This is a genomic window from Paenarthrobacter sp. TAF1, from assembly GCF_052113825.1.
Taxonomy (GTDB): Bacteria; Actinomycetota; Actinomycetes; order Actinomycetales; family Micrococcaceae; genus Arthrobacter; species Arthrobacter nicotinovorans.
In genome coordinates this window covers 384,165-406,503 of the sequence record NZ_JBFRDO010000002.1, presented here as the reverse complement: position 1 = coordinate 406,503, position 22,339 = coordinate 384,165, and the positions used below count along the sequence as shown (strand labels likewise).

General features: G+C 63.6%; 16 protein-coding genes. 10 read left to right on the top strand and 6 right to left on the bottom strand.

The window, feature by feature from the left end; all coding sequences use genetic code 11:
- The first annotated feature begins 54 nt into the window (after window positions 1-54).
- Window positions 55-633, top strand: coding sequence for a GNAT family N-acetyltransferase (locus AB4Y81_RS03965; protein WP_018776943.1), 579 nt, complete (start codon window positions 55-57; stop codon window positions 631-633).
- Here the strand turns inward: AB4Y81_RS03965 and AB4Y81_RS03960 are convergent.
- Window positions 626-2,164 (bottom strand): putative bifunctional diguanylate cyclase/phosphodiesterase, encoded by a 1,539-nt coding sequence (locus AB4Y81_RS03960; RefSeq protein WP_441995421.1) that lies wholly within the window; start codon window positions 2,162-2,164, stop codon window positions 626-628. The two genes, AB4Y81_RS03965 and AB4Y81_RS03960, sit on opposite strands and share 8 nt — an antisense overlap.
- A 17-nt stretch (window positions 2,165-2,181) precedes the next feature.
- Window positions 2,182-3,234 carry a hypothetical protein gene (locus AB4Y81_RS03955; RefSeq protein WP_441995371.1) on the bottom strand — a complete coding sequence of 351 codons (1,053 nt, stop codon included), beginning with the start codon at window positions 3,232-3,234 and terminating at the stop codon, window positions 2,182-2,184.
- A gap of 106 nt (window positions 3,235-3,340) precedes the next feature.
- On the opposite strand from AB4Y81_RS03955, the gene AB4Y81_RS03950 reads away from it, so the two are divergent.
- Window positions 3,341-3,511 carry a hypothetical protein gene (locus tag AB4Y81_RS03950; RefSeq protein ID WP_162239598.1) on the top strand — a complete coding sequence of 57 codons (171 nt, stop codon included), beginning with the start codon at window positions 3,341-3,343 and terminating at the stop codon, window positions 3,509-3,511.
- A 157-nt stretch (window positions 3,512-3,668) separates the two neighbouring features.
- On the opposite strand, the gene AB4Y81_RS03945 is transcribed toward AB4Y81_RS03950, so the two are convergent.
- Window positions 3,669-5,309 carry an ATP-binding protein gene (locus AB4Y81_RS03945; RefSeq protein WP_441995369.1) on the bottom strand — a complete coding sequence of 547 codons (1,641 nt, stop codon included), beginning with the start codon at window positions 5,307-5,309 and terminating at the stop codon, window positions 3,669-3,671.
- 202 nt (window positions 5,310-5,511) lie between these two features.
- Between AB4Y81_RS03945 and AB4Y81_RS03940 the strand changes: the two genes are divergently transcribed.
- Together AB4Y81_RS03940 and AB4Y81_RS03935 are read left to right on the top strand one after the other, a co-directional pair.
- Window positions 5,512-5,895 (top strand): DUF7793 family protein, encoded by a 384-nt coding sequence (locus AB4Y81_RS03940; protein WP_039242755.1) that lies wholly within the window; start codon window positions 5,512-5,514, stop codon window positions 5,893-5,895.
- A 19-nt stretch (window positions 5,896-5,914) separates the two neighbouring features.
- A complete protein-coding gene (locus AB4Y81_RS03935; RefSeq protein ID WP_039242728.1) occupies window positions 5,915-6,724 on the top strand; it encodes a class I SAM-dependent methyltransferase in 810 nt (269 codons plus the stop codon).
- On the opposite strand, the gene AB4Y81_RS03930 is transcribed toward AB4Y81_RS03935, so the two are convergent.
- Window positions 6,717-8,936, bottom strand: a complete 2,220-nt coding sequence (locus AB4Y81_RS03930) for a S9 family peptidase (protein ID WP_055971265.1) — start codon at window positions 8,934-8,936, stop codon at window positions 6,717-6,719. The two genes, AB4Y81_RS03935 and AB4Y81_RS03930, sit on opposite strands and share 8 nt — an antisense overlap.
- A 268-nt stretch (window positions 8,937-9,204) precedes the next feature.
- Between AB4Y81_RS03930 and AB4Y81_RS03925 the strand changes: the two genes are divergently transcribed.
- From AB4Y81_RS03925 to AB4Y81_RS03900, 6 genes are all read left to right on the top strand, one after another.
- Window positions 9,205-9,927 carry a glycosyltransferase gene (locus AB4Y81_RS03925; protein WP_018776935.1) on the top strand — a complete coding sequence of 241 codons (723 nt, stop codon included), beginning with the start codon at window positions 9,205-9,207 and terminating at the stop codon, window positions 9,925-9,927.
- On the top strand, window positions 9,924-11,366 hold the full coding sequence (locus AB4Y81_RS03920; RefSeq protein WP_441995367.1) for a glycosyltransferase family 4 protein: 1,443 nt from the start codon (window positions 9,924-9,926) through the stop codon (window positions 11,364-11,366). The genes AB4Y81_RS03925 and AB4Y81_RS03920 overlap by 4 nt, the downstream gene beginning before the upstream one ends.
- Before the next feature lie 4 nt (window positions 11,367-11,370).
- Window positions 11,371-14,433 (top strand): hypothetical protein, encoded by a 3,063-nt coding sequence (locus AB4Y81_RS03915; protein ID WP_441995365.1) that lies wholly within the window; start codon window positions 11,371-11,373, stop codon window positions 14,431-14,433.
- The gene (locus AB4Y81_RS03910) at window positions 14,434-15,558 is read left to right on the top strand and encodes a glycosyltransferase family 4 protein (RefSeq protein ID WP_079580918.1); all 1,125 of its coding nucleotides are present in this window, start codon (window positions 14,434-14,436) and stop codon (window positions 15,556-15,558) included.
- Between the two features lies 1 nt (window position 15,559).
- On the top strand, window positions 15,560-16,366 hold the full coding sequence (locus tag AB4Y81_RS03905; RefSeq protein WP_441995363.1) for a PIG-L deacetylase family protein: 807 nt from the start codon (window positions 15,560-15,562) through the stop codon (window positions 16,364-16,366).
- A 114-nt stretch (window positions 16,367-16,480) separates the two neighbouring features.
- Window positions 16,481-17,749, top strand: a complete 1,269-nt coding sequence (locus AB4Y81_RS03900; RefSeq protein WP_064721456.1) for a glycosyl hydrolase family 28-related protein — start codon at window positions 16,481-16,483, stop codon at window positions 17,747-17,749.
- 61 nt (window positions 17,750-17,810) lie between these two features.
- On the opposite strand, the gene AB4Y81_RS03895 is transcribed toward AB4Y81_RS03900, so the two are convergent.
- Together AB4Y81_RS03895 and AB4Y81_RS03890 are read right to left on the bottom strand one after the other, a co-directional pair.
- Window positions 17,811-18,722, bottom strand: coding sequence for a GGDEF domain-containing protein (locus tag AB4Y81_RS03895; protein ID WP_441995361.1), 912 nt, complete (start codon window positions 18,720-18,722; stop codon window positions 17,811-17,813).
- Window positions 18,719-22,231, bottom strand: a complete 3,513-nt coding sequence (locus tag AB4Y81_RS03890) for a response regulator (RefSeq protein WP_441995360.1) — start codon at window positions 22,229-22,231, stop codon at window positions 18,719-18,721. Before AB4Y81_RS03890 ends, AB4Y81_RS03895 begins: the two co-directional genes overlap by 4 nt.
- Between the last annotated feature and the right edge of the window lie 108 nt (window positions 22,232-22,339).

The following is a 22,339-nucleotide window of genomic DNA, read 5'->3' as shown; positions in this document are numbered from 1 at the left end:
CGCCACGTGTCAAGACTGGGCCACTATTCGTCCCGGCCTAGTAGCCTCATGTGCATGCCCGAAATTGAGCTCCCGATTGTCACCGACCGCCTGATCCTGCGCCGTTTCGGCGTGGAAGACCTGGAACGCTTCCACGAATACCAAGCCCTCCCCGAAACAGCCCGCTTCCTGTTCCGCCACGAACTCACCAAGACCAAGTCCATGGAGGTCCTGGGCCGCTACGCCAACTTCGAGTTCAACCAGGAAGGGGATTGGGTGTGCCTGGCCATTGAGCGCCAGGACCAGCCGGGCCTGGTAGGCGAGGTCGTGCTGAAATGGCTGGAAGGCACCGGGCAGGGCGAGCTTGGCTGGATCCTGCACCCGGATGCCCGTGGCCACGGATACGCCACGGAGGCAGCCGAAGCCGTCCTGCGCCTGGCGTTCGAGCAGTTGTCCTTCCACCGCGTGGACGCCAAGCTCGATGCCCTCAACGAAGGCTCGGCGGGGATCTGCCAGCGGCTCGGGATGCGTTTGGAGGCAACCTTGGTGGACAACTGGCACTACAAGGGCCAGTGGGCTACGGAGAACATCTACGCAATCCTGGACTCGGAGTGGCGCAACCGGCACCGCCCGTGGACCCGCAGCGTCAGCTGACCGGCCACGTGTTGTGGTGCTTCAGCTGCTCGGTCAGCTGTGCCTCGGCCAGCGGCCTGCTGAAGTAGTAGCCCTGTCCGCTGGTGCAGCCAATGCCCAACAGGTACTCGGCCTGCTCCGCAGTTTCGATGCCTTCCCAGACGGCATTCAGCCCGCATGCCCGGATCAGCTGCAATACCGCTGCCAGGAGGGCAGGCTGGGAAGGATCGCTGCCCAGTGCTGACAGCAGTGTCCGGTCCACTTTCACGGTGTCGACGGGCAACTGCCGCAGGTAGCTGATGGACGAATAGCCCGTGCCGAAGTCATCGATCTCCAGCCCCACCCCCAAACGGCGCAGGCTGTTGAGGGTGTATCGATCCAGGTCGTTTCCCTGGATGACGGCGCTCTCGGTCAGCTCCAGCACCAGGAGCGAGGGGTCCAGGTCTGCCTCAGAGAGCGCCTCCCGCACGTCTTCCACGAACTCCAGCCGCTGCAGATCCGCCGCCGAAACGTTGATGCGCATGCTGAAGCGGTGGCGTCGGGTCATGGGGTCGGTTCGCCATTGCTTCAATTGTTCGACGGCGGTGCGGAGCACCCAGCCGCCCAGATCGGAGATCATTCCCGTTTCTTCGGCGATGGGGATGAACTCATCGGGCATGATGAGTCCACGGGTGGGGTGGTTCCAACGGACCAGGGCCTCCACGCCTTCGATTTCCCGGGTGTCCAGCCTGACGATGGGCTGGTAGTGGAGCACCAGCTGGGAACCGGCGATTGCCTCCTTGAGTTCGCCGATCAGTTGGTTGCGCATCTGCCGCGCGTGCAACATGGCCGCTTCGAAGATCTTCAGCCGTCCACGGCCGTCGGATTTGGACTCGTACATGGCGATGTCCGCCTCCATCATGAGTTCCTCCGCGCGCTGGCCGGGGTCGGCCATGCGCAGGCCCATGCTGGCACCGCACCGTAGGTGCTGGCCTTCGATCTCCATGACCTCTACGACGGCGGCGAGGATGCGGTTGCCGATGGCGGCGGCTTCGCTGGGGCTTACCCCAGGGATCAGAACCGCGAATTCGTCACCACCCATCCGTGCCACCATGTCCTGTTCCCGGACCGCCCCGCTGATCCTCCCGGCTACGGTTTCCAGGACTTTGTCGCCGATGGTGTGGCCCAGGGAGTCGTTGATGGCTTTGAAACCGTCCATGTCCAGCAGCAGGATGGCGGCCCTCTTCTTGCCGTCTACCTCCCCGGCCTGTGCTTCGTTGAGCGCGGCGGCAAAGGCCGAACGGTTGTGAAGGCCCGTCAAGGGATCGGTCATGGCCATGCGGCGCATTGCGAGGTGGGCTTCGTTGAGCTGCTGGGTACGGGCCTGCACCCGCTGTTCCAGCTCCTCGTAAACAATCTGCAGGTCTTCGGCAAGGAGGTTCGTGCCCATGATGACGGCGTCGATCTCATCGCGCGCTTCGGAGACCTCCACCCGGGTGCTCAGGTCTCCTGCAGCGAGCCGGACAATGCCTTCGAGGAGCAGCTCCAAGCGGGGATCGTTCCCGGAATACATGCTTGCCTCGGCCACAACTAAACCTTGCGTGGCCCGTCCTGCAGTTCAACAGTCTTCTGCAAGTAGTCGCGAACCGCCGCACTGCGCTCGGGCAGTGCTGCTTGGTCAAAAAGCTTTGCTGCGACTTCGCATGCTGCCAGGCCGTCGTCCGTCCGGCCGGAGTCCAACAGGGCCCGGGCCAGGAGGAAATGCGCTTCGGCCGCGGTTTGGGTGGCCAAGATGGAGGAGCGGGCACTCAACGGCTCAAGGATGGCCAGGGCCTCCTTCATTTGGCCGTTGAGGAAATTCCAGTGGGCGCGGACCAGTGACATTTCCAGGTGGTCCCGCTCTGAGCCGCCCACAATATCGGTGGCGAGCTCGGCCCGTTCGATGCAGCGCAAGGTGGCGGCGTCGTCGAGCTTGGCCTGGAGCCGCATTTCCGCCGAGGCGCGGTTGAAGCGTGCCCACAGATCGACGTCTTTCGACGGCGAAAGCCGTTCCGCGGCAAGGTCGTGATATCTGCCGCCATCGGCCACCCGGTCGGCCAGGAACGCTACGTTTCCTATGACCCAATAGCCTTTGCCCGCGGTGTCTTCGTCAATGTCGTCGGTGATCAACGTTTCCAGGACAAGGCATTCGCGCCAGGCGTCATCCAGGAGCCGGCTTTCTGCCAGGGCTGCAATAAGCGCACGCTGGGCCAGGATCTGCACGTACAGCAAATCGGAGTCCAAGGACGCGAGTTTCGCGGCATCGGCTGCGGTGGTGGCAGCCTCCGCGAGCCGGCCCAGTCCTTGGTATGCCACGGCCACCATGGTTCCCGCTTTCGCGCCGAGCTCGGGGGAAGTGGCTGTGAAGCTGTGGTCCTTCAGCTCTGTGGCCAGTTGAAGGTATTCCTCGATCCGTCCCTGGTCACGGAGGCATTCGGCCTGCAAATAGCGCATGTCCCACCAGGAATGGTCGTCCCCGGCTTCCGAGGCCAGCTCCGCGGCTTCACCCGCAAGCCTGAAGGCCTCGTCGAAATCCCGTTCCTTCCACTTGGCACGGGCCGTGAGACCGGCCACGAGGTGCGAGGCGAGGTGGGGACTATTCATGTGCCCATTATCCATGTCATTGYCGGAGAAAAGCTCGTATAGTTTGCCCCGTGACTTTATTCAAGTCACAGTCAACAATTCGCATCAGTACGAAAGGGCATAGCGGATGAAAAAATTTGCGGCAACCCTGCTCATGGCGGCAGTTCTGGCAGTAACGGGATTCGCTGCTCCGGCTAATGCCGAGCCTTCGCAGGACAGCACGGCAATCGGCTGGTGGCCGAACAGCACCACCACAACCAAGACGAACACCACCAGCATCGGGTGGTGGCCGAACTAAACATTGGGGGAGCCTCTCAAGGCCACTTGACATAAAATTGATGCCCCGGGCCGCTGCCTGGGGCATCAATTTTTGTTTCAAATTATGTCGCGCATTAGTGACGGCCCGGGTGTGGTCCGGCTGAGCCATTGACAGGGCTGTCACAGGGCCTCGAAACCTAAGGTCCGCCGACGGGCAGCTCCACGGACACCGTGGTCCCGGAGCCGAGGGTGGAGTCAAACACCATGCGTCCCATGTGGCGGCTGATGATGTCATGTGCGATTGCCAGGCCCAGGCCGCTGCCGGGAACTGCTGCCGAGGTGGCATTGGAAGCGCGGTAGAAACGGGTCAGGATATGGGGGAGATCGTGTTCCGGGATACCAAGGCCGTTGTCTGCGATCTTGACCAACGCTGCCCGCCCACCATCCTTGGAAGAGGACACGGCGCTGCTGATGCCCACCCGGCCGCCCTCGGGGGTGAACTTGATGGCGTTGGCCACGATGTTCGTGAAGACCTGTTCCAGTTTTGCCTCGTCCGCGGTGACTTCGATGTCCTCGGGGCCCTCCGTGACAGACACCGACACGTGGCGGGACTCTGCCAGTGGCCTCAGCGTCGCCACGACAACCTGGAGGAGCTTGGCGATGTCCACCGGTTTGAGGTCGAGGTTGCTGCCGTCCTGCATCGATACCGTCAGCATGTCCTCAATGAGCTTCCGCAGGCGGCTGGAGTTCCGGGCTATGACGTCCAGCATCCTGTTGATGCCCTCGGGAACCGGGCCACCTGAACCGTCCTGGATCATGTCCAGGTAGGCAGTGATGGAGGTCAACGGGGTGCGAAGCTCGTGGTTCACGGTGGCCAGGAAGTCAGTCTTGGCCTTGTCCAGTTGCCGCAGCTGGTGCAGGACACGCTGCTGTGCGCTGATGAGGTTTCCCTGGATGAGTCCGTGCGCAACGTTTCCGGCCACGTGCTGCAGGAGTGCGATTTCGGGCCGGGTCCATTCGTGCCGGTCCTCCACTGTGGAGAGCAGGATGATGCCCATGGCCGATGCGCCTTCGCCCACAGGCAGCAGCACTGTAGAGACGGGGTTGAGTTCGTTGGACCAGGTTTTCAGGGCCTGGGCGATGGCCGAGTCGGGGTCCTCACGGTGGTCGGTAATGGCCAGCACATCTGCCGCAGCCCATAGTTTGTTGGCCACCTCCGTGATGGCGCCCTCACTGCCGCCCAGCCTTGCCGGAAGCATCTGGCGTCCCGGGCGGCTCCATTGGGCGCGGATGCTGGGGACCCGTTCATCCTGGAACGTCGCGAACCAGACGTGGTCCACACCCAGGGCGTCGCCGAAACCCTGGACGACGTGGTCTGCGATCAGCTGGGGGTCGTTCGTTTCCCGGATCGCTGACGAAACTCCCCGCAGGCTCTCGCGCAAGGCCTCGACCTCGCCCCGGGAGCGCGCGCGTTCCTTGGAGCGGCCGATCAGGGTTTGCACCCGATGGACAATTTCGCCCCCGCGGACCGGGCTCATGACGTAGTCGGCAACCCGCCATGACTCCACGGCTTCCACATCCAGCGATTCGTCTTCACCGAGGAGGAGCAGGACCGGGACCCCGGGATTGCGGAGGGACTGCCCGAGCGAGCTTTCCGCTACCACTACCGCGGGGCGCTCGTGCTGGAGCAGCGAAGCGATTTCGCCGGCGTCCTTGGCAGGAAGAACGCGGAAGCCCGCGGCAGCGAGGGCCGCCGATGCCACGGCCAGGCGGTCCGCATCGGAATCTGCGACCACGGCGGAAAGGGAATGCTGTACTTCGGCATTGTCCTGGCCCACTGAGCCCCTTCCCTTCAACGCTTAACCACGTAAATTCCGGATGTGGCAACACCCTATCAGCGGCGTGGGGGCGTACGGACGCCACGCAGCAAACGGGCTGGATGAGTCGTGGGTCACGCCTTTACATTGTCCTTCGGATTCGACAGCCTTGAAGAAGCACCGAAGCCCACTGCCTGTGGCCCAGAATCGGATGAGGAGCATCGTGGACCAACCCGCCACACCGCCGGAACACCAGCAGGTGATGTTTGAGCTGGAGCTTGAAGAGTCCGGAATTCTGCGTCTTACCTGGCCTCGCGGCGCCAGGATCAAGGAAGGGGACGCACAGCGGGCCATGGACCGGGTCAACGAGCTGTGCGGCCAGGAACGCCACCCCATGATTGTGGACATGGCAACCACGGACGACGTCACGCGCGGCGCCCGCTCCGTCTTCGCCAAACCCTGCCAAGCCAACAGGATCGCCCTTTGGGGTTCGTCGCCGGTGGACCGGGTCATTGCCAATTTCTTCCTGGGCATCATGAAGCCGCCGTGTCCCACCAAATTCTTCACCTCCGAAACAGAAGCGCTGGAGTGGCTGGTGCAGGGATAAGGCACCCTATATTTGGAGCATGCTCTCTGCGCTGAGGAAGTACCTGCTGATCCCACGCCTCATCAGGCTCTCCTCTTCGGCGCCCAAGGATCCGCTGACCGCCTGGGACCAATACTGGGGCAACGTGCGATCGACGGGAGCCAGCGGCGATGTCCTCTGGGACTCGGGAAGCGACCATGAACTGAACGGCTACCTTCCCAAGCTGGCGAAACTTGACCCGGCCCTCCCTGTGGTGGACGTTGGATGCGGCAACGGCAGTTTCACCCGGCTCCTCGCAGGGCACTTCCCCCTGGCCCTGGGGCTCGACTACTCCGCCAACGCCATCGACCGCGCCCGGCAGGAGTCAGCCGGCATCACGACGGCGGCATTCGCCGTGTGCGACATGACGGCACCGGACGCTGCGCAGACTGTCGCAACGGCGCTGGAAAAGGCGGGCTGGACCGGCGACGCCAACGTCTTCATCCGAGGCGTGCTGCACGTGCTGGACCGCAAAGGACGTGCAGCCTTGGCGGCAAACCTGCTGCCCGTCGTCGGACGCCGTGGCGGCGTGTTCCTGGCAGAGACCAACTTTCCCGGCACCCCCGTGGACTACGTCAGCCACCTCGGCGCTACCCGCAAGTCGATCCCTGCACCGCTTGAATGGGCCATCCGCGGATTGCCCATGCCGGGCCGCTTCGGCGCGGCGCAGCGCGCCAAGGCCTTTCCGACGGCGGACTGGAACGTTGTGGAGGACGGCGCGACGAACATCGAAACCCGTCCGTTGAGCAACCCATCGGTTCCGGATGTGATCCCGGGGTATTACGCCATCCTCCGCTCAAGGTCTACTTGAGGCCGGCTCCCGGAAGCAGTTTCGTGGCGCCCAGGGAGTCGGCCACGAAGGCGTAGTCCCAGGCACGCTCGCGCCACTGCACGTAGCGGCCCGACGCGCCACCGTGGCCGCCGTCCATCTCGATCTTCATGACGATCGGCTCCGTCCCAGTGGAGGTGGCGCGCAGAGCCTGGACCCACTTGGCCGGTTCAACGTAAAGCACGCGGGTGTCATTGAAGGACGTCACAGCGGCGATCTTTGGATAGGCCGTGGCTCCCACATTCTCGTAGGGAGTGTACGACTTCATGTACGCATACGCCTGGGGATCGGTAATCGGGTTTCCCCATTCCTCCCATTCGAGGGCGGACAAAGGCAGCTCGGGGTCCAGGATGGTGGTCAGGGCGTCCACGAACGGGACCTGCGCCACCACCGCAGCGTACTTTTCGGGGGCCATGTTGGCGACGGCGCCCATCAGCAGTCCGCCTGCGGAGCCGCCCATCGCGGCAATACGCGAGGGGTCGACCAAGCCCGAGGACGCCAGCCAGTCCGTTGCGGCAATGAAGTCCGTGAAGGTGTTCTTCTTGTTGAGCTTCTTCCCGTCCTCGTACCAGTGGCGTCCCAGTTCGCCGCCGCCCCGGATATGGGCGATGACCATGACAATGCCGCGGTCCAGGAGTGACAACCGCGCTACGCCGAATCCGGGGTCCATGCTGACCTCGTACGAGCCATATCCGTAGACGAGACCCGCCGCAGTGCCGTCCGGCTGTACCGAAGCGTGACGCAGTACCGACAACGGGACCCGGGTGCCGTCGTCGGCCGTTGCCCATTCGCGCGTCGCCACGTAGTCGGAAGAGGAGTAGCCGCCCAGGACGGGGCTTTCCTTGCGGAGCAGAAGCTGGCCATCGGGCAGCCCGGGAGTGGGGAGGACGAAGTCGTACACCCGTGACGGTGTGAAGTAGGAGGTGTAGCCCATCCGGATCACGGGGGCTTCATAATCCGAGCCCGAAACGCCTGCCGTGTAGAGCTCTTCGTCGAAGGCCGGCTCCACGGGTGCGCCCTGCGCCGGGGTGCCCAGCCCTGCCAACGGCAGCACCTGCACCCTTTCGATGGTGTCTTTGCGGATGGAAAGAACCAGATGGGTGGAGGTCACGCCTGCGCCGTTGACCCTGACGTCGTCCGAATGCGCGACGACGGTACGCCAGTTCTGCGCGGCGATGGGCTTGGTGAGCTCCGCCGGGTCCACCAGGCTGACCATCGAGTTGATGGCGTCCTTGTTGTGGGTCAGGAGCAGGGTTTCCCGGCCGTCCAGGAGGAAGGGCTCGGCCTCGTAGAGAATGTGCTCTTCACGTGGAATGACGGTGCTGAGGCCGGATTCGTAGTCGTCGAAACGAAGCAGGCGGGTTTCGCTGAACTCCGAGCAGCCGATGCTGAGCACGAGGTGGCGACGGTCGGAGGCGAGGTCGAAGCCCAGCCACATGGCGACGTCGTCCTCCTGGTAGAGAACCTCATCCTCGGTGACGGGCGTGCCCAGGACGTGGGCCTTCACCTGGTAGGGCCGCCACGACTCGTCCACCACTGTGTAGAAAAGCCTGGTGCCGTCCGGGGAGAAGGCAACCCCGTAGAAAATGTCCTCAATGACATCCGGAAGGAGTTCGCCTGTGCGCAGGTCCTTGATCCGCAGAGTGAATCGTTCGTCCCCGGAGTTGTCCACTGCGTAGGCGTAGAGGTTGCCATCCACGGTCACGGCAGCGCCGCCGACGCTGAAGAACGGCTGGCCCTCGGCTTCGATGTTGCCGTCAAGGAGCACTTCCTCGCCGGGCAGTTCCACGCCGGCCTCCACGGCCGGGGGAGTCCAGTCCGCCACGGGATCGCCCGTGTTCCGGGCCAGGACGCGGCACTGGATGCTGTACTCCTTGCCCTCCACCGAGCGGCTGTAGTACCACCAGCCATCCTTGCGGCTGGGGACCGAAAGATCCGTTTCCTGGGTGCGGCCCTTGATCTCCTGGAACATCGCTTCGCGCAATGGCTCCTGGTGCGCAGTCACGGCCTCCTGGTAGGCGTTCTCCGCTTTCAGGTGCTCCACGACTTCCGGTGATTCCTTGTCCCGGAGCCACTCGTACTGGTCCACGAAAACATCGCCGTGATGTTCCCGCCGGGTGGGAACCCGCTTGGCAACGGGCGGCTCCGGAACAGTTTCGCGGGTTACCGGGGATGCAGAAGAAATGTGGCTCATGGGGCCACTCTATAGACGCGCTCCGACACTGAACCAGCAATTTCGCTCAGAGCGCCGGGCACGTCCCGGGGAAGCCGGGAGCGACCCCATCTCCCGGGAGATCCTCGCGGATCTGCGTCATGACTCGCGCAGCACCCCCACTGCTTATAGGCGAGCACGATTTCGTACGGTGCCCGGAAAGTTGGAGGTTCGGATGTTCACGCTTTACCCGCAAAGTTTTCACCCCGGCAAGAGAGGGAATCCTCATCCCCGGTGGCCCTCCGAATCCATGCGCCGGTCCGTCGTGGACCTTGAGGTCATCATTCCTGCCTACAACGAGGCCGCCAGGATTCCCCACACCCTGCACCAAACCATCGACTTCCTGGCCGGCCAGGCATGGTCGTCGCGCATCGTGGTGGTGGACAACGGAAGTGTGGATGAGACAGCAGCCGTGGTGCGCCGGATCTCCCGTGAACAGCGCGGCATCGTGCCGGTGTCCGTGGTGGGCTGCGCCCGCCGGGGCAAGGGGGCGGCAGTCCGCCGTGGCCTGCTGAGCGGAACATCGAAATTCACCGGCTTCTTCGATGCCGATCTCGCCACTCCGCTGGAAACACTCAGCAAGACCATGGCCCATCTCTCGCGCGGCGCAGCCGCCGTCATTGCCTCGCGCCATTCGCCCGGTTCCACCTTTGTGCGGCCCCAGCATTTGGGACGCCGGATGGGAGGCACAGCCTTCCGGGTATTGACGCGCTCCAAGGTCAAGGGGATCCAGGACACCCAGTGCGGTTTCAAGTTCTTCGAACGCGACGCGCTCACCGCGGCCATGGTGCAGTGCCGGAGCACGGGCTTCGCCTTCGATGTCGAACTCCTCCTGCGGTTACAGAACAACGGCGCGAGGATCATCGAACTCCCCGTGGCCTGGACGGATGGTGCTGAGTCCACTTTCCGTCCCTTCCACGATGGCGTTGCCAGCTTCGCATCAGTGATCCAACTTCAGAAAGCAACATCATGACCTTTGCCCTGCCCGACATGAACTCTCCCGCGAGGCTTGCTGGACAGCGGGTGCTGGTGCTCAACTGGCGCGATATCCGGCACTCCCTTGCCGGCGGTGCCGAGCAATACATGCACCAGATATCCAAGAGGTGGGTGGACAGCGGCGTAAAGGTCACCTGGTTCACAGCGCGCGACGCCGGCCAGTTGCCGGAGGATGCAATCGACGGCATCCGGATACTCCGTGCCGGCGGACCGCTGTCCATCTACGGAAAGACCGCAGCCAGACTCCTGCGCAGCGCCGGACAGTTCGACGCCGTGGTGGATTGCCAGAACGGGATTCCGTTCTTTTCCCCGCTGTTCCTGCCCAAGGATGTTCCGATCATCCAGCTGGTGCACCACGTCCATCAGGAGCAGTTCCGCAGCAGGTTCTCTCCACCGTTGGCTGCCGTGGGCAGGTTCCTGGAGAGTGCAGGAGCCAAGAGGGTCTACGGGCGGCGCTCGATGGTTGCGGTGTCACCGTCAACGCGGCTGGAATTGCGGAAACTTGGCTTTGGAAGCCCCATCCACGTGGTTCCGAACGGCACCATCGACATCCCCAAGGCAGTGGCCACACGGGCAACTGAGCCAACCGTCGCCGTCGTCAGCCGTTTGGTGCCGCATAAGCGGCTGGATCTGCTGCTGGGCCAGTTCGCCGTTGCCGCACGAAGCGTTCCGAACCTGAGGATGGACATCGTTGGGGACGGGCCGGAACGGGCACGTTTGCAGCAGATCGCGATGGATCTTGGCCTGGATCATGCAGTGACATTCCATGGTTATCAGCCCGACGGCGTCCGCGACGAACTGCTGGGCAGGGCCTGGCTGACAGCTTCCACCTCGGCCTCCGAAGGCTGGGGTTGTTCGGTGGTTGAGGCCGCGGCCTGGGGAGTTCCCTGCCTGGCGCTTCGCGTGCCCGGAATACGGGACTCGGTGGTTGATGGCAGGACAGGCTGGCTGGTGGACAACCCTGCAGATATTGGCCGCACCATGGTTCAAGTCATGGCCACGTTGTCCCAGCCGGGCAGTTTCACGGACATTGCGGATGAGTGCCGTGAGTGGGCCCGTTGTTTCACTTGGGAGCGCAGCACCAGGTTGCTCACGGGGGTGCTGCTGGAAGAGGAGAAGTTGCGGCGGGACGGTGGAGATCCCCGGGCCTGTCACTCGGATCTCTCCACCCTGGTTCGTTTCGAACTGCCGCACGGAGCATCCCTCAAGTCGATTCTGCGGCCTACCGATGAAGTAGCCCTGAGCAGTGACGGGCGCGTGGCGATCCTGATGAAGGGACGCGACGAATTCGAGGCTTTCGCTGCAGCACAGAGCATTGGCGTTGCCAACCCGGAACTTCGCCAGGCGGGCCGCTACACGCTTCTTGCCGGACCCGAAAGCCTGTTTGCTCCGGCTGACGTAATCGATGGCCAATAGCTCCGTGGAAGCGGACACCGCACCTTTCCCTTCCCGGGAGGCGGACACAGGCGGCCGCGCCAACCGAACGCCGGACCAAGGCACAAATGTATCGCAGAACAGTGGCCTTCTTGCGGTCTCGGCCGGTGTAGTCGGGGTGGTCAGCTACGCCTGCACGTTGCTGATGGCGGCCCTGCTTCCAACCACTGATTACAGCCTGTTCGCAGCGGCCGCGATGCTGGTAGGCATTGTGGGCATCGTCGCCGCTGCGTTGGTTCCCCTTCCTCTTTCCCACACCGTGGCTGTTCACGCGGAGGGCTCGGAGGGTCGGCGGGATGGTTTGTCGTTCTCGGTCTTTGTGTCGTGTCTGGCAGGGCTGGTGGCAGCCATCGTGACAGGCTGCCTCACTCTCGTCATTGGTACTCCCTCCATGGCTCTTGCTGTCGGCTTGGCCTCCTTCACGATTTTTGTGGTGGCGGTGCCTGCCGGATGGCTCCAGGGCGAATTGCGCTTTACGTGGTACGCCGTGGGAACCGTGGCCGAGGTTGTGGTCAGGCTGCTTGTCAGCCTGGTGGTGGCCGTGCTGGCTTGGGGTGCCGGGGGCGCGGTGACGGGCTTCGCGGTGGGGGCCTTGGCGGGTTTGGTGGTACCGCCGGCTTTCTACCGTGACCTGCGCTGGCGTCCCAGGGTGCTGCGTGAGAAATGGCGTTGGGCGGAAACCAGCGACATCGCCTCAGTTCTCTGCGTCGTGTCTGTGCTGGTGGGCATGGACGTGGTGGTGGTTGGTTTCCTGGACCAAGGATCGGTGGCAGCGGCTGGGTTCCAGGCCCTCTCCACCTTGGCCAAGGGGCCCGTCTATGTGGCGGCCGGAACCGCGTTGGTGGCATTCCCCTTGCTGCGGAGTCCTGGCGCTGATGTTGGCCGGATTCTGGCCGGAGCCTTTTCCTCGTTCGGGCAGTTGGCCGTGGTGGCGTTTGCCATCATTGCCACGGCACCGCCTCAGCTGGCCGGCCTGGTGATTCCCCGGAAGTACCACGGTTCCATTGACCTCCTCCCGTGGCTGGCCGCATCAGGTCTCGGTTATGCCGTCCTGATGGTGCTTTCCACGATCCTTCTGGCTGTGCGCGCCTATCGCCGATGCCAACTGGGCCTCGCATGTGCATGCCTCTTGGTGGTTGGCGGGCTTTGGGTTGGATGGGAGTTGAACAGGGTACCGGGCATGGCGGCAGGTGCCGCGGCCGGGGCAGTGTCGGCGGCCTTGGTCATGGCTGTTCTGGCCCGCCCTGTGCTGGCCAACGCCAACCCCGGAAAGGGAGCAGGCCGTTTTGCCATCCTGGCGGTCGCCCTGATCGTGGTCCTCGGCGTGGCCGCCCACCTGCAGCCGCTGCTCTGGCTTCTGCCCGCCATGATCAGCGGGGTCGCTGTCTTGGCGCATCAGCGTGGGTTGCTGCCACACAGGAATGACTTCAAGTTTTTCCGCCGCCGCACTCATGGTGCCCGTAGAAGGAGTTCCGGCCGTCGGTCCAACCACACGGGATCCCGGCGCGCGGGGCGCCTGCCGGCCTGGATCAGAAGAAGAGCGTCCAATAAATCACTGGCAGTCGGCTCGGTTGTTGTCGCAGCGTTCGGTGTCCGGGCGCTGGGGCTGGAGCGCGGCTTCGAGTTGTGGGTGGATGAAATGTTGTATGTGCGGCTGGGGGAGTCGGTCAGCAACGGCATGTTTCCCACGCTGCCGGACGGGCCGTTCTTCCTGCATCCGCCCGGATATTTCCTGCTTGAAGCAGGAGTCATCAAGGTGTTCGGCATTTTCGGGGACATCATCGATGTGACGCTGCAGCTACGGTGGCTCAACGGCGTTCTGGGGGCTGTCACCGTGGGGCTCGGATTCTTGTTGGTCGGCCATCTGGCCACGAAGACCGCTGCATGGCTTACCGCCGTGCTCCTGGCCTTTGAACCGTTCATCCTGCGCAACAACAGCCACGCCTTCCTTGAGACATCTGCCATGGTTCCCGCGCTGGCCGGGATGTTGTTGCTTGTGGGCGCCCGCGAGCCTGGGAGCAGGGCGCGATGGTTCCTCAGATTGATGGCTGCCGGATTGTTGTTCGGGTGCTCCATCCTGTGCAAGGACTTCTTCTTCATTTGCACGCTGGCTCCCGTTCTGGCCGCCGTTGTGTGGAAGAAGACCCTTCCGTGGCGGGAAGCGCTGGTGCTGACAGTCTTCGGCGTACTGCCTTATGCAAGCTACTTGCTGGTGGTTGCCGCCGGCGGTCATTTTTCCGATTGGGTGTGGGCAAAGACCCACGGGCTGGTGCGCATGTCCGGTGTGGAGAAGACCACCGGCTTCACTTCTGAGGGATCACCGAGCTTGGTGTCGCGCCTTATTGAGCAAAGCGGGCATTTCGGCACGAGCTATCTTCTCCTGGGCCTGTGCCCGCTGGTGGGACTCATCCTGTGCTTCAGCCATCATGCCGGGAGGCGACTGGTCGGGCTGGGCGGCTTGGCCCTGGGAGCCGCCGGCGTCTACAGCGCAGCGTTTGGCACCTTTGAGGAACAGTACGGGTACGGCGTCATGGTGGCCGGCGCGCTGTGTTCGGTCATTGTGGTGGTGGAGCTCAAAGAGAGACACCACCGCGCACGCAGAACCCTTGGCGTCGTCAGCGTCTGTTTCGTGGCGTTGACCGTGGTGCTGGGTCTTCGGACTGAATTGACGGTGGACAACGGCTTCGTCCGGTCCAACGACTGGGTGCAGGCGAACCTGCCAGCGGACGCACGGATCAGCGTCACCAACAGCACAGGCCACTTCGCCTATCTGGATGACCCGCGGTTTGGTATCTGGCCTTCGGCGCCCCTGATGAAGCAGAACGGGGCCAGCTACATCCTGACCCAATCCAAACCCACCAGCCAAGGCTACGGCTATGCCAATCCCACCATGCTCGCCTGGTTGAAGGAGCATGCAAGGCCCTTGGTCTCGACGCCGGGCCCGACCAACGGCGAAACGACCATCTGGTTTGTCGAACCGGCTGATCTCGAACAGGCGGCGATGACCAACATCGGTGAGCCCTCCAAAAGCTACGGAACGGAAAAATAGATGAGAGTACTGCATCTGGGCTTCGAAGATCCACGCATGCCAGGAGCCGGCGGAGGATCCGTGAGGACCCACGAGATAAACCAACGGCTGGCGGCGAGGGGTTTCGACGTAACGGTCCTCACCACCCGGTATCCAGGATGGGAAGAGCGTGTCCAGGACGGGGTCCACTACGTCCCCATTGGCCTCGGGGAAGGCCGCAACCGGCTGTCCAGGCTCCTGGCGTATGTTCTGTGTTTGCCGTTTGAAACCCTCAGGAGGCACGGGAAGACAGACCTGGTGGTGGAGGACTTTTTTGCCCCCTTCTCAACGATGGCCGCACCGCTCTGGACCCGGCGCCCCACCATCGGGGTTGTCCAGTGGCTCCATGCCAGGGAGAAGGCGCGGCAGTACAAACTCCCCTTGCACTGGCTCGAGCGGCTGGGGGTGCGCTCGCACCGGAGGCTCATCTCTGTTTCGCAGGGAATCGCGGAGCGGTTGACGCAGCTGAATCCGCGCCTCCACGTGGACGTGATCGGAAATGGCGTGGACCCGGCCGCGTGGAAACCCATTCCACATCGGGGGAAGGACGTCATGTTCATTGGCCGCCTGGAGTACGGCCACAAAGGCCTGGACCTCCTCCTGGAAGCCTGGGCGCAATGCTGTGACCGGGTGGATGGCGACCTGCTGGTGGCCGGCACGGGTCCGGATGAAGCCAGGTTCCGCGAAGGCATCCGGGAGACGGGGCTGTGTGGACGCGTGCGGATGCTCGGATGGTTGTCAGGTGACGAAAAGTTCCAGGCGCTGAGCGATGCGCGGCTCGTGGTGGTGCCGTCCCGGCACGAAACCTTCGGATTGGTTGCCATCGACGCCTTGGCGGTGGGGACCCCCGTGATTGCCTTCGACATCCCCTGCCTCCGTGAGATCGTCCCGACGGGTGTCGGCTGGCTGGTCGAAGCGCTGAACGTCGCCAAGCTGGCTGATGAGATCGCCCTCCGATACACGGAGCCGGCGCTTGACGGGGTGGCAGCAGAGGGACGCCGGTTCGCCGCTGCGTATGACTGGGACGTGTTGGCCGAGCGCCAGGCTGCAGCGTACAAGGACGCGGTGGCAACCCTGAAACCGACCGCATCCGGGGAAGGGGCTTGACGTGCAACTCCTTAACAGGATCGAACGGTCCATGGCCGGGGATGCGCCCTGGCTGGTCCTTTCCCCTCACCTCGACGATGCCGTGTTGTCCTGCGGAGCGCTGATGGAAGCCCAGGCCCGTGGCCGCCAAATAGTGGTGGCCACGCTGTTCTCCGACGCAGATCCCGGCCCGCACACCAGGGCTGCGGGGTCGTTCCTGCGCCAATGCGTGGTGGGGGACGCCGGTGGCCTTTACAGGGCCCGGCAAAGTGAGGACCGGGAGGTCCTGACGGACATGGGCGTTCAGTCCCTTCACCTCGGGGCCGTGGATGCCCTCTTCCGGCGTCGACGGCGGCCGGCGCGGTGGTCGAGCAGCGCATGGGACCGGCTCCTTCCGGAGTTCACCCACCGTTACCCCACCTACCGCTTCGACATCGCCCAGGGCAGGGTTTCGCGTGGGGACAAGGGGCTCATCCGCTCGCTCGGAGCCACCGTCGCCACGCTGCTGGCGGAGACTCAGGCGGAGCTGCTCTTCTGCCCGGCTGGCGTGGGGAAACACGTGGACCATCTGATTACCCGCCAACTGGGGACGGACCATCGGGACAGGCTGGTGATGTACTCGGATTTCCCCTACGACCTCCAGGCCGGACACGATTCACGGTTCATGAACCAGCTGGGATACGAGCCCTGGTCCTGGGACGACGGGCTTGCCGGGAAACAGCGTCGGATCAGGCAGTACGCCTCCCAGGTAGAGGCGCTCTTTCCCGACGGCGGGATTCCACGGAAACCGGAAAGCTACTTTGTTCCCGGGGCCGATGCCGGATGGTGACTTCACTGACGTTATCCACGGGACGAGGTTCATCGTTTTGCCCGGCGAGTGTGTCCATACGCAGAGTCCGGCGAACGGCGCCGACGGAGCGTCTTGACACTTTGGGGGATCGCAGTGGGAACTGCTGACATTGAATTGGGACTGCCGATGCGCCGTACCGGGGCGCAACCACGACGGCGGTGGACCGCTTTGGCGGTAGCGGCCACAGTTGCCTCACTCGCCATGGCCGGGGCGCCTGTTGCTACGGCGACGGCGACGGCGACAGCAACAGCCGGTCGGGCATTTTCGCTGTCAGCAGCTCCCACGGCCACAACTGCGGATGCGGCATGCACCAAGAGCGGTGCGACAGGCAGCACCGCCACCAGGGCCTACACAGTCACTACTACCGTCAACGATGCCGGGGACGACACAAGCGCCATCCAAAACCGCATCAACGCCGCAGGAGCAGCCGGGGGCGGCGTCGTCAAACTTGTAGCAGGCACCTACATCATCAACGGCAAGCTCAGAATGGCGAACAATGTGAAACTGGAGGGCGCAGGCCCGGCCACGATCCTCAAAGCAGGCCCGGATTTCCTGTCGACAAAAGGACCGTACGGTGGTTACCCCATTGTCACCACCAACTACGCCACGAATACCACGATCACGAACCTCACGGCGGACCATTCAGGCAACACCCTCCCAGCCAGTAACAGTTTGGACGGGCGCTTGAGCGAGTACGTCGTGGACATCCGGGGCGGCTCCAACAACCTCGTGGATGGGGTGCATGTAAAGAACCCGTTCACATACTCCATCGCCGCCGCCGGGACCACGAAGTTCTGTGTTACGAACAGCAGCACCGTTGTGGTCACGAGCGGCAAATATGACCAGCTTGACGGCATTCACGTCCTGGACTCATCCTTCGGCGATGTCATCAGCAATGCCATCGACCAGCGCGTTGGAACCGACGGTGACGACGGCCTTGTAGCCCACACCATCGATGGAACCACTCACGACATCAACTACATCGGGAACACGGTCCGGGGCGGACACCGGGGCAGCAGCATGCAACTAGCGGTCGGCAACCACTCGATCTATAACCTGAAAGTCGCCGACAACGAGTTCTATGGGGCGCCGTACGGTATCCGTACCGGCTATTATGACAACCGCACCGGGGCAGTCACTGGGGTGATCCTGAGCGGCAACTACATCCACGATTTGGAATTCGGTCACGTGCTCCCCGAAGGCAGCTACGACGCCATCCACATAGGCGACTTCGGCGCTCAAGGCCCGATCACCAACGTGGTCGCCACCGACAACAGGGCGTGTGCAGCAGGGGATATCCACTTGGCACCCGGCACCAGCAACATCAAACGAAACAACACCATACAAACAGGAACATGCTGACCCTGCGCCAGGACCGGATCCTGGCCGGCGGATTTAGCCGGCAGCTACAGCCACGCACAGATCATTCCGCATAGAAGTTATGGGCAAGGGCCACCCTGTTCCTGCCTGCAGCTTTGGCTGCGTACAGGGCGAGGTCGGCCTCCCGCAGGAGCTGTTCGGTTCCGGCGGGGTGGCCCCCCGATGAAGCGGCGATTCCCGCGCTGATGGTCAGGACGCCGTCGGGGTCGCCGGAGTGCTCGATCCGCAGATCGTGCACGGCTGAGCGCACGCGTTCCATGACCTTTTCCGCAGAAGCCGCCGACTGTTCCCGGAGCAGTAACAGGAACTCTTCCCCACCGAACCGATACACGGCGTCCGTGGCCCGGATTTCGCCGGAAAGGGTGGCGGCGATGGCCACCAGCGCGGCGTCGCCTGCTTGATGGCCGTAGATGTCGTTGTAGCTTTTGAAGTTGTCAACATCCACCATGGCCAGGCAGTAGCCGTGGCTTCCGTCGTGCAGGTCTCCCAGATCCTCGGAAAGTTTGAGCCGGTTGTGCACCTTGGTGAGGGGGTCCGTGCGTGCCTGCTCGGTCAGGGCCGAACGGTACCGGGCGAGGTCCGCGTGCAGCGACGTAATACGCTGGGCGGCCAGGAGCCGGATGTGCAGGCTGAACGGGTCCAGGGGTTTGGTGACGTAGTCGTCGGCTCCTGCTTCCATTCCCGCAAGGACGTCCTTCCGCGAGCCATGGGAGGTCACCAGGATGATGTAGGTGTACCGGTCGTTCTCCGCTGCCCGGATGGCACGGCAGAGGTCCAGCCCGTTGAGCCCGGGCATCATCAGGTCCGTCACTACGGCTTCCGGTCTGTGCTCCTGGAAGAGTTGCCAGGCCGAGTCGCCGTCCACGGCCACGATGCAGTCATGCCCGGATTGTTCCACGGCCGCTTTAGTGATCATGCGGGAGATCTGGTCGTCGTCCGCTATAAGGATCTTCATAGGGCTCCCAGTAAGATGCGCTCAAGGGCATGGTCAACCCTTGCCAGTTCTGCGGTCAGCCGCTCCAGCAGCCGCGTTCCATCAGCGACCAGCTCCGGCCTGCTCTCCCGGCCAAGGGTTTCCAGTTCCCGGCACAAGGCTGCGGCGCCCACGGCTCCGATGTTGGCTGCTGCGCCTGCAAGTTTGTGTGCGGCCGCTTCGACGGCGGACGGTTGCCCGGCGTCGATGGCTGACCGCAGTGCCTCTACGGTTCCGCCGGCATCTTGCCGGAAGGCCTCGATGGCCGCCGGGAGCAGGCCCACGCCGTCGTCGGGTCCCAGTTCGCGGAGGATCTGGAGCCTCCCGGTGTCGAGAACAACCGCGTCCGACGGCGGTGCTTCCGCCGGCTGCGGCACCCCGGCGGCGGGCGGTGTGGGAGCAGCGGCGGCTCCCGCCGTCGTCGGTTCTTCCAACTGCGGCACCCAACGCGCCAGTACGGTTCCCAGAGTAGCGAGGTCGACGGGTTTGCTGATGTAGTCGTCCATGCCGGCAGCGAAGCAGCGCTCGCGGTCCTCGTTGAGGGCTCCGGCCGTCATGGCGATGATGGGGATCCGGGCCGAATGCCCGTTGCGGGCGCGTATGGCGCGGGTGGCGTCGAAGCCGTCCATGACCGGCATGTGGCAGTCCATGAGTACCGCCGCGTAGTTCCCGGTGAGGGCCGCCGTCACGGCTTGTGCGCCGTCTTCGACTATGTCCACGCCGTAACCGAGGCGGTTCGCCATGCCGCGTGCCACCAGCTGGTTGACCTCGTTGTCCTCTGCCACGAGCAGTTTTCCCAGCCGTGCTACCGGCTCGGCGGACGGAGCGGCCGCTGAGGGTGCCGGTGCTGCGGGGGCACGCATGGTTCTGGTGGCCATGAGGCGAAGGAGCCGGTTGTAGAACTCGGAACTGCGGACGGGTTTGGTGAGGTACTCGCGGATCCCGGCTGCTGCAAGATCGACTTTGTCCACCAACATGGTGGAGGTCAGCAGGATGATCCCGGGTGTTCCGGGGTTGGTGCTTTCATGGTTGATGAGGCGTGCCAGCTCCAGGCCGTCGGTGTCCGGCATGCACATGTCCACCACGGCGATGTCGTAGGGGTGGCCTTCCAGGACGGCGTTGCGGTATTCGGTCATCGCGGAGGACGCATCGGCCACAGCCACCGGCGTCATGCCCCAGCTGTCCAGCTGGGTCTCCAGCACGAGGCGGTTGGTGGCGTTGTCGTCCACCACCAGCACCCTCTTGCCCGCCAGGGAAGCAGGCAGGGTGAGAGTTTCCGAGGCCGGCGGTCCGATGGGCAGTTCCAGTTCGAACCAGAATTTGCTGCCGTTGCCCAGCTCACTGTCCACACCGATGCGGCCGCCCATGGCCTCCGTGAGCCGCCGGGATATGGCCAGCCCCAACCCGGTTCCACCGTAGCGGCGCGTAGTTGAAGCATCTGCCTGGGCGAAGGAATCGAACAGGCGGTGGTGGTCGGTGGCACTGATGCCGATTCCCGTGTCACGGACTTCAAAGCGCAGCGAGGCGTTACCGGCATCTGTCCCCAGCACGGAGACTTTGATTTCGACTTCTCCGGACGGGGTGAATTTCACGGCGTTGGAGGAGAGGTTCACCAGGATCTGCCTGATGCGGCCGGAGTCGCCCATGAGCCGTCCCGGAACATCGGGATGGCAGTAGGAGATGAGTTCCAGATTTTTGCCTTGTGCGGCCTCAGCCACGAGTCCGGCGACTTCTTCCACGAGTGCCCGGGGGTCGAAGGCGGTGACTTCCAGATCCACTTTCCCGGCTTCGAGTTTGGAGAAATCCAGGATGTCGTTGATCAGCGTGAGGAGGACTTCGCCGGCTCCCTTCACACCTTGGGCGTACTGCCGTTGGCCTTCGCTGAGCGGCGTGTCCATCATCAATGAGGTCAGCCCGATCACGGCGTTCAGTGGTGTCCGGATCTCGTGGCTCATGGTGGCCAGGAATTCGGATTTGAGTCTGCTTGCTTCCAACGCGGCTTCCCGCGCGGCCATAAGTTCGGATTCGGCGGCTTTGCGTTCAGTGATATCACGCGAAATGAAGGCCACTCCGCGTATCCCGGACGCGTTCCGGACAGGGGAGAGAGTGACGGAAACAGGGATGGTGGCCCCATCACCGCGAACGCGTTGCGTTTCGTAGTTCTGCACGTCCCCGGTCCGGGCTGTGACGTCCATTGCCCGGCGCTCTTCCTCCTGCGCAGCTGCCGGGATGAAGAAGTCGCCCTTCCTGCCGATCACCTCCGAGGCCGGGTACCCGAAGATTTTTTCGGCCCCGGGGTTCCAACTGGTGATGACACCGTCCAGGCTTTCGCCGACAATGGCGTCGCCGGAGGAATTGACGATCGCCCCCAGCCCCTCAAGTTCGGCCGTGCGTTCGGCTACTTTCGACTCGAGGTCGCGTGTGAGCGTCACATTTTCGACGACGATCAGCACCTGGCGCACGATGACGAACCCCAGGACCACCAGGCCGATGACCAGCAGGACGGGGTCGGCGCCGATGGGGCCGGTCCGGGAGAAGAACACGGCACTGAAAACGGGGAGGTAGGGGAGCAGCTCAAGGGCGGCGGCATAACCGCGGCCGTCCTTGCGATTGCTGCCGGTTTCCGGCACCAGCGGGCTTATGCCCACCAGCAGGAAGGCTACTACCCACCCCAGCGCCAAGGGCGATCCTGTGACACCTGAAATGCCTTCCAGGGTGAGCCGCATGTAGGCGAGGTCCGTGAGGGCAAGGATCCAGAAACCGATGCCAAGACTTAGCCACGGCAGTCTGCGCCCCCGGGCCGCACGCATGGTGAGGACGATGACCACGGAGACCATAAGGACGTCTGCGATGGGGTAGGCCATCTGTGTTATCCGGGCAAAGGCGTCACTGTCCTTGGCACTGGCCAGCGGACCCAGGACCGAACTCCATGCGATGAAGAACGTGGAGCTTGCCACTACCCCCGTGTCGAGGATGGCCCGGCGCAAAGGCAGCCGCAAACCCTGTCCGCGCAAAAGCAGGACCAAGCCAATGGAGGCCGGTACCGCGTACCAAACAAAACCGACGTCGGCGAACGACGGAAAAGGGTAGTCGTGGTCGAGGGTGATGCCGTTGAACGTCCAGRTGCCTTGGCCGACAGACCAGAGCGCCAGTCCCGCCACAACGAACCAGCGGCCCGTAGCGTTGACCGGCTGTTTGATGGCTGCGCGCGTATGGGTCGTCAGTGCCGTCAGGACGGCTGTGAGGATCGCCAGGTCACCTGCGAGCTGGGCTGTATTGGTGCCGGTTCCGCTTGCCAGGCCAACGGCCAGCAGTACTGCGCAGAAGGCGACCGCAATCAGGAAGAACGGCATTCCGCGTCCCGACCACGAGCGCTTCGAAAGAACCTCGTGCTTCACTCCCGCCACTGAACCCCTGCCTTCAAAAGTGGCCCCACCAAAAGCGAACGACGCCGTCTTAGCTGCGCTGAGGAGAGCATACGCTGAAAACACCCGTTCAGGGCACAATAAATGTCCTGTGAAGCGCGCAAGGCTGCAGCTCTTCCCGCCAACGTCCCATCAACCGGGACCTAAGTACTGCCAAGTAGTCCGTTCCCGGAA

Bases quoted from the DNA above. Each gene is read 5' to 3' on its own strand.
- AB4Y81_RS03965 (WP_018776943.1), top strand. From the start codon at position 55: ATGCCCGAAATTGAGCTCCCGATTGTCACCGACCGCCTGATCCTGCGC.
- AB4Y81_RS03960 (WP_441995421.1), bottom strand. From the start codon at position 2,164: ATGTATTCCGGGAACGATCCCCGCTTGGAGCTGCTCCTCGAAGGCATT.
- AB4Y81_RS03955 (WP_441995371.1), bottom strand. From the start codon at position 3,234: ATGAATAGTCCCCACCTCGCCTCGCACCTCGTGGCCGGTCTCACGGCC.
- AB4Y81_RS03950 (WP_162239598.1), top strand. From the start codon at position 3,341: ATGAAAAAATTTGCGGCAACCCTGCTCATGGCGGCAGTTCTGGCAGTA.
- AB4Y81_RS03935 (WP_039242728.1), top strand. From the start codon at position 5,915: ATGCTCTCTGCGCTGAGGAAGTACCTGCTGATCCCACGCCTCATCAGG.
- AB4Y81_RS03930 (WP_055971265.1), bottom strand. From the start codon at position 8,936: ATGAGCCACATTTCTTCTGCATCCCCGGTAACCCGCGAAACTGTTCCG.
- AB4Y81_RS03925 (WP_018776935.1), top strand. From the start codon at position 9,205: ATGCGCCGGTCCGTCGTGGACCTTGAGGTCATCATTCCTGCCTACAAC.
- AB4Y81_RS03920 (WP_441995367.1), top strand. From the start codon at position 9,924: ATGACCTTTGCCCTGCCCGACATGAACTCTCCCGCGAGGCTTGCTGGA.
- AB4Y81_RS03910 (WP_079580918.1), top strand. From the start codon at position 14,434: ATGAGAGTACTGCATCTGGGCTTCGAAGATCCACGCATGCCAGGAGCC.
- AB4Y81_RS03895 (WP_441995361.1), bottom strand. From the start codon at position 18,722: ATGAAGATCCTTATAGCGGACGACGACCAGATCTCCCGCATGATCACT.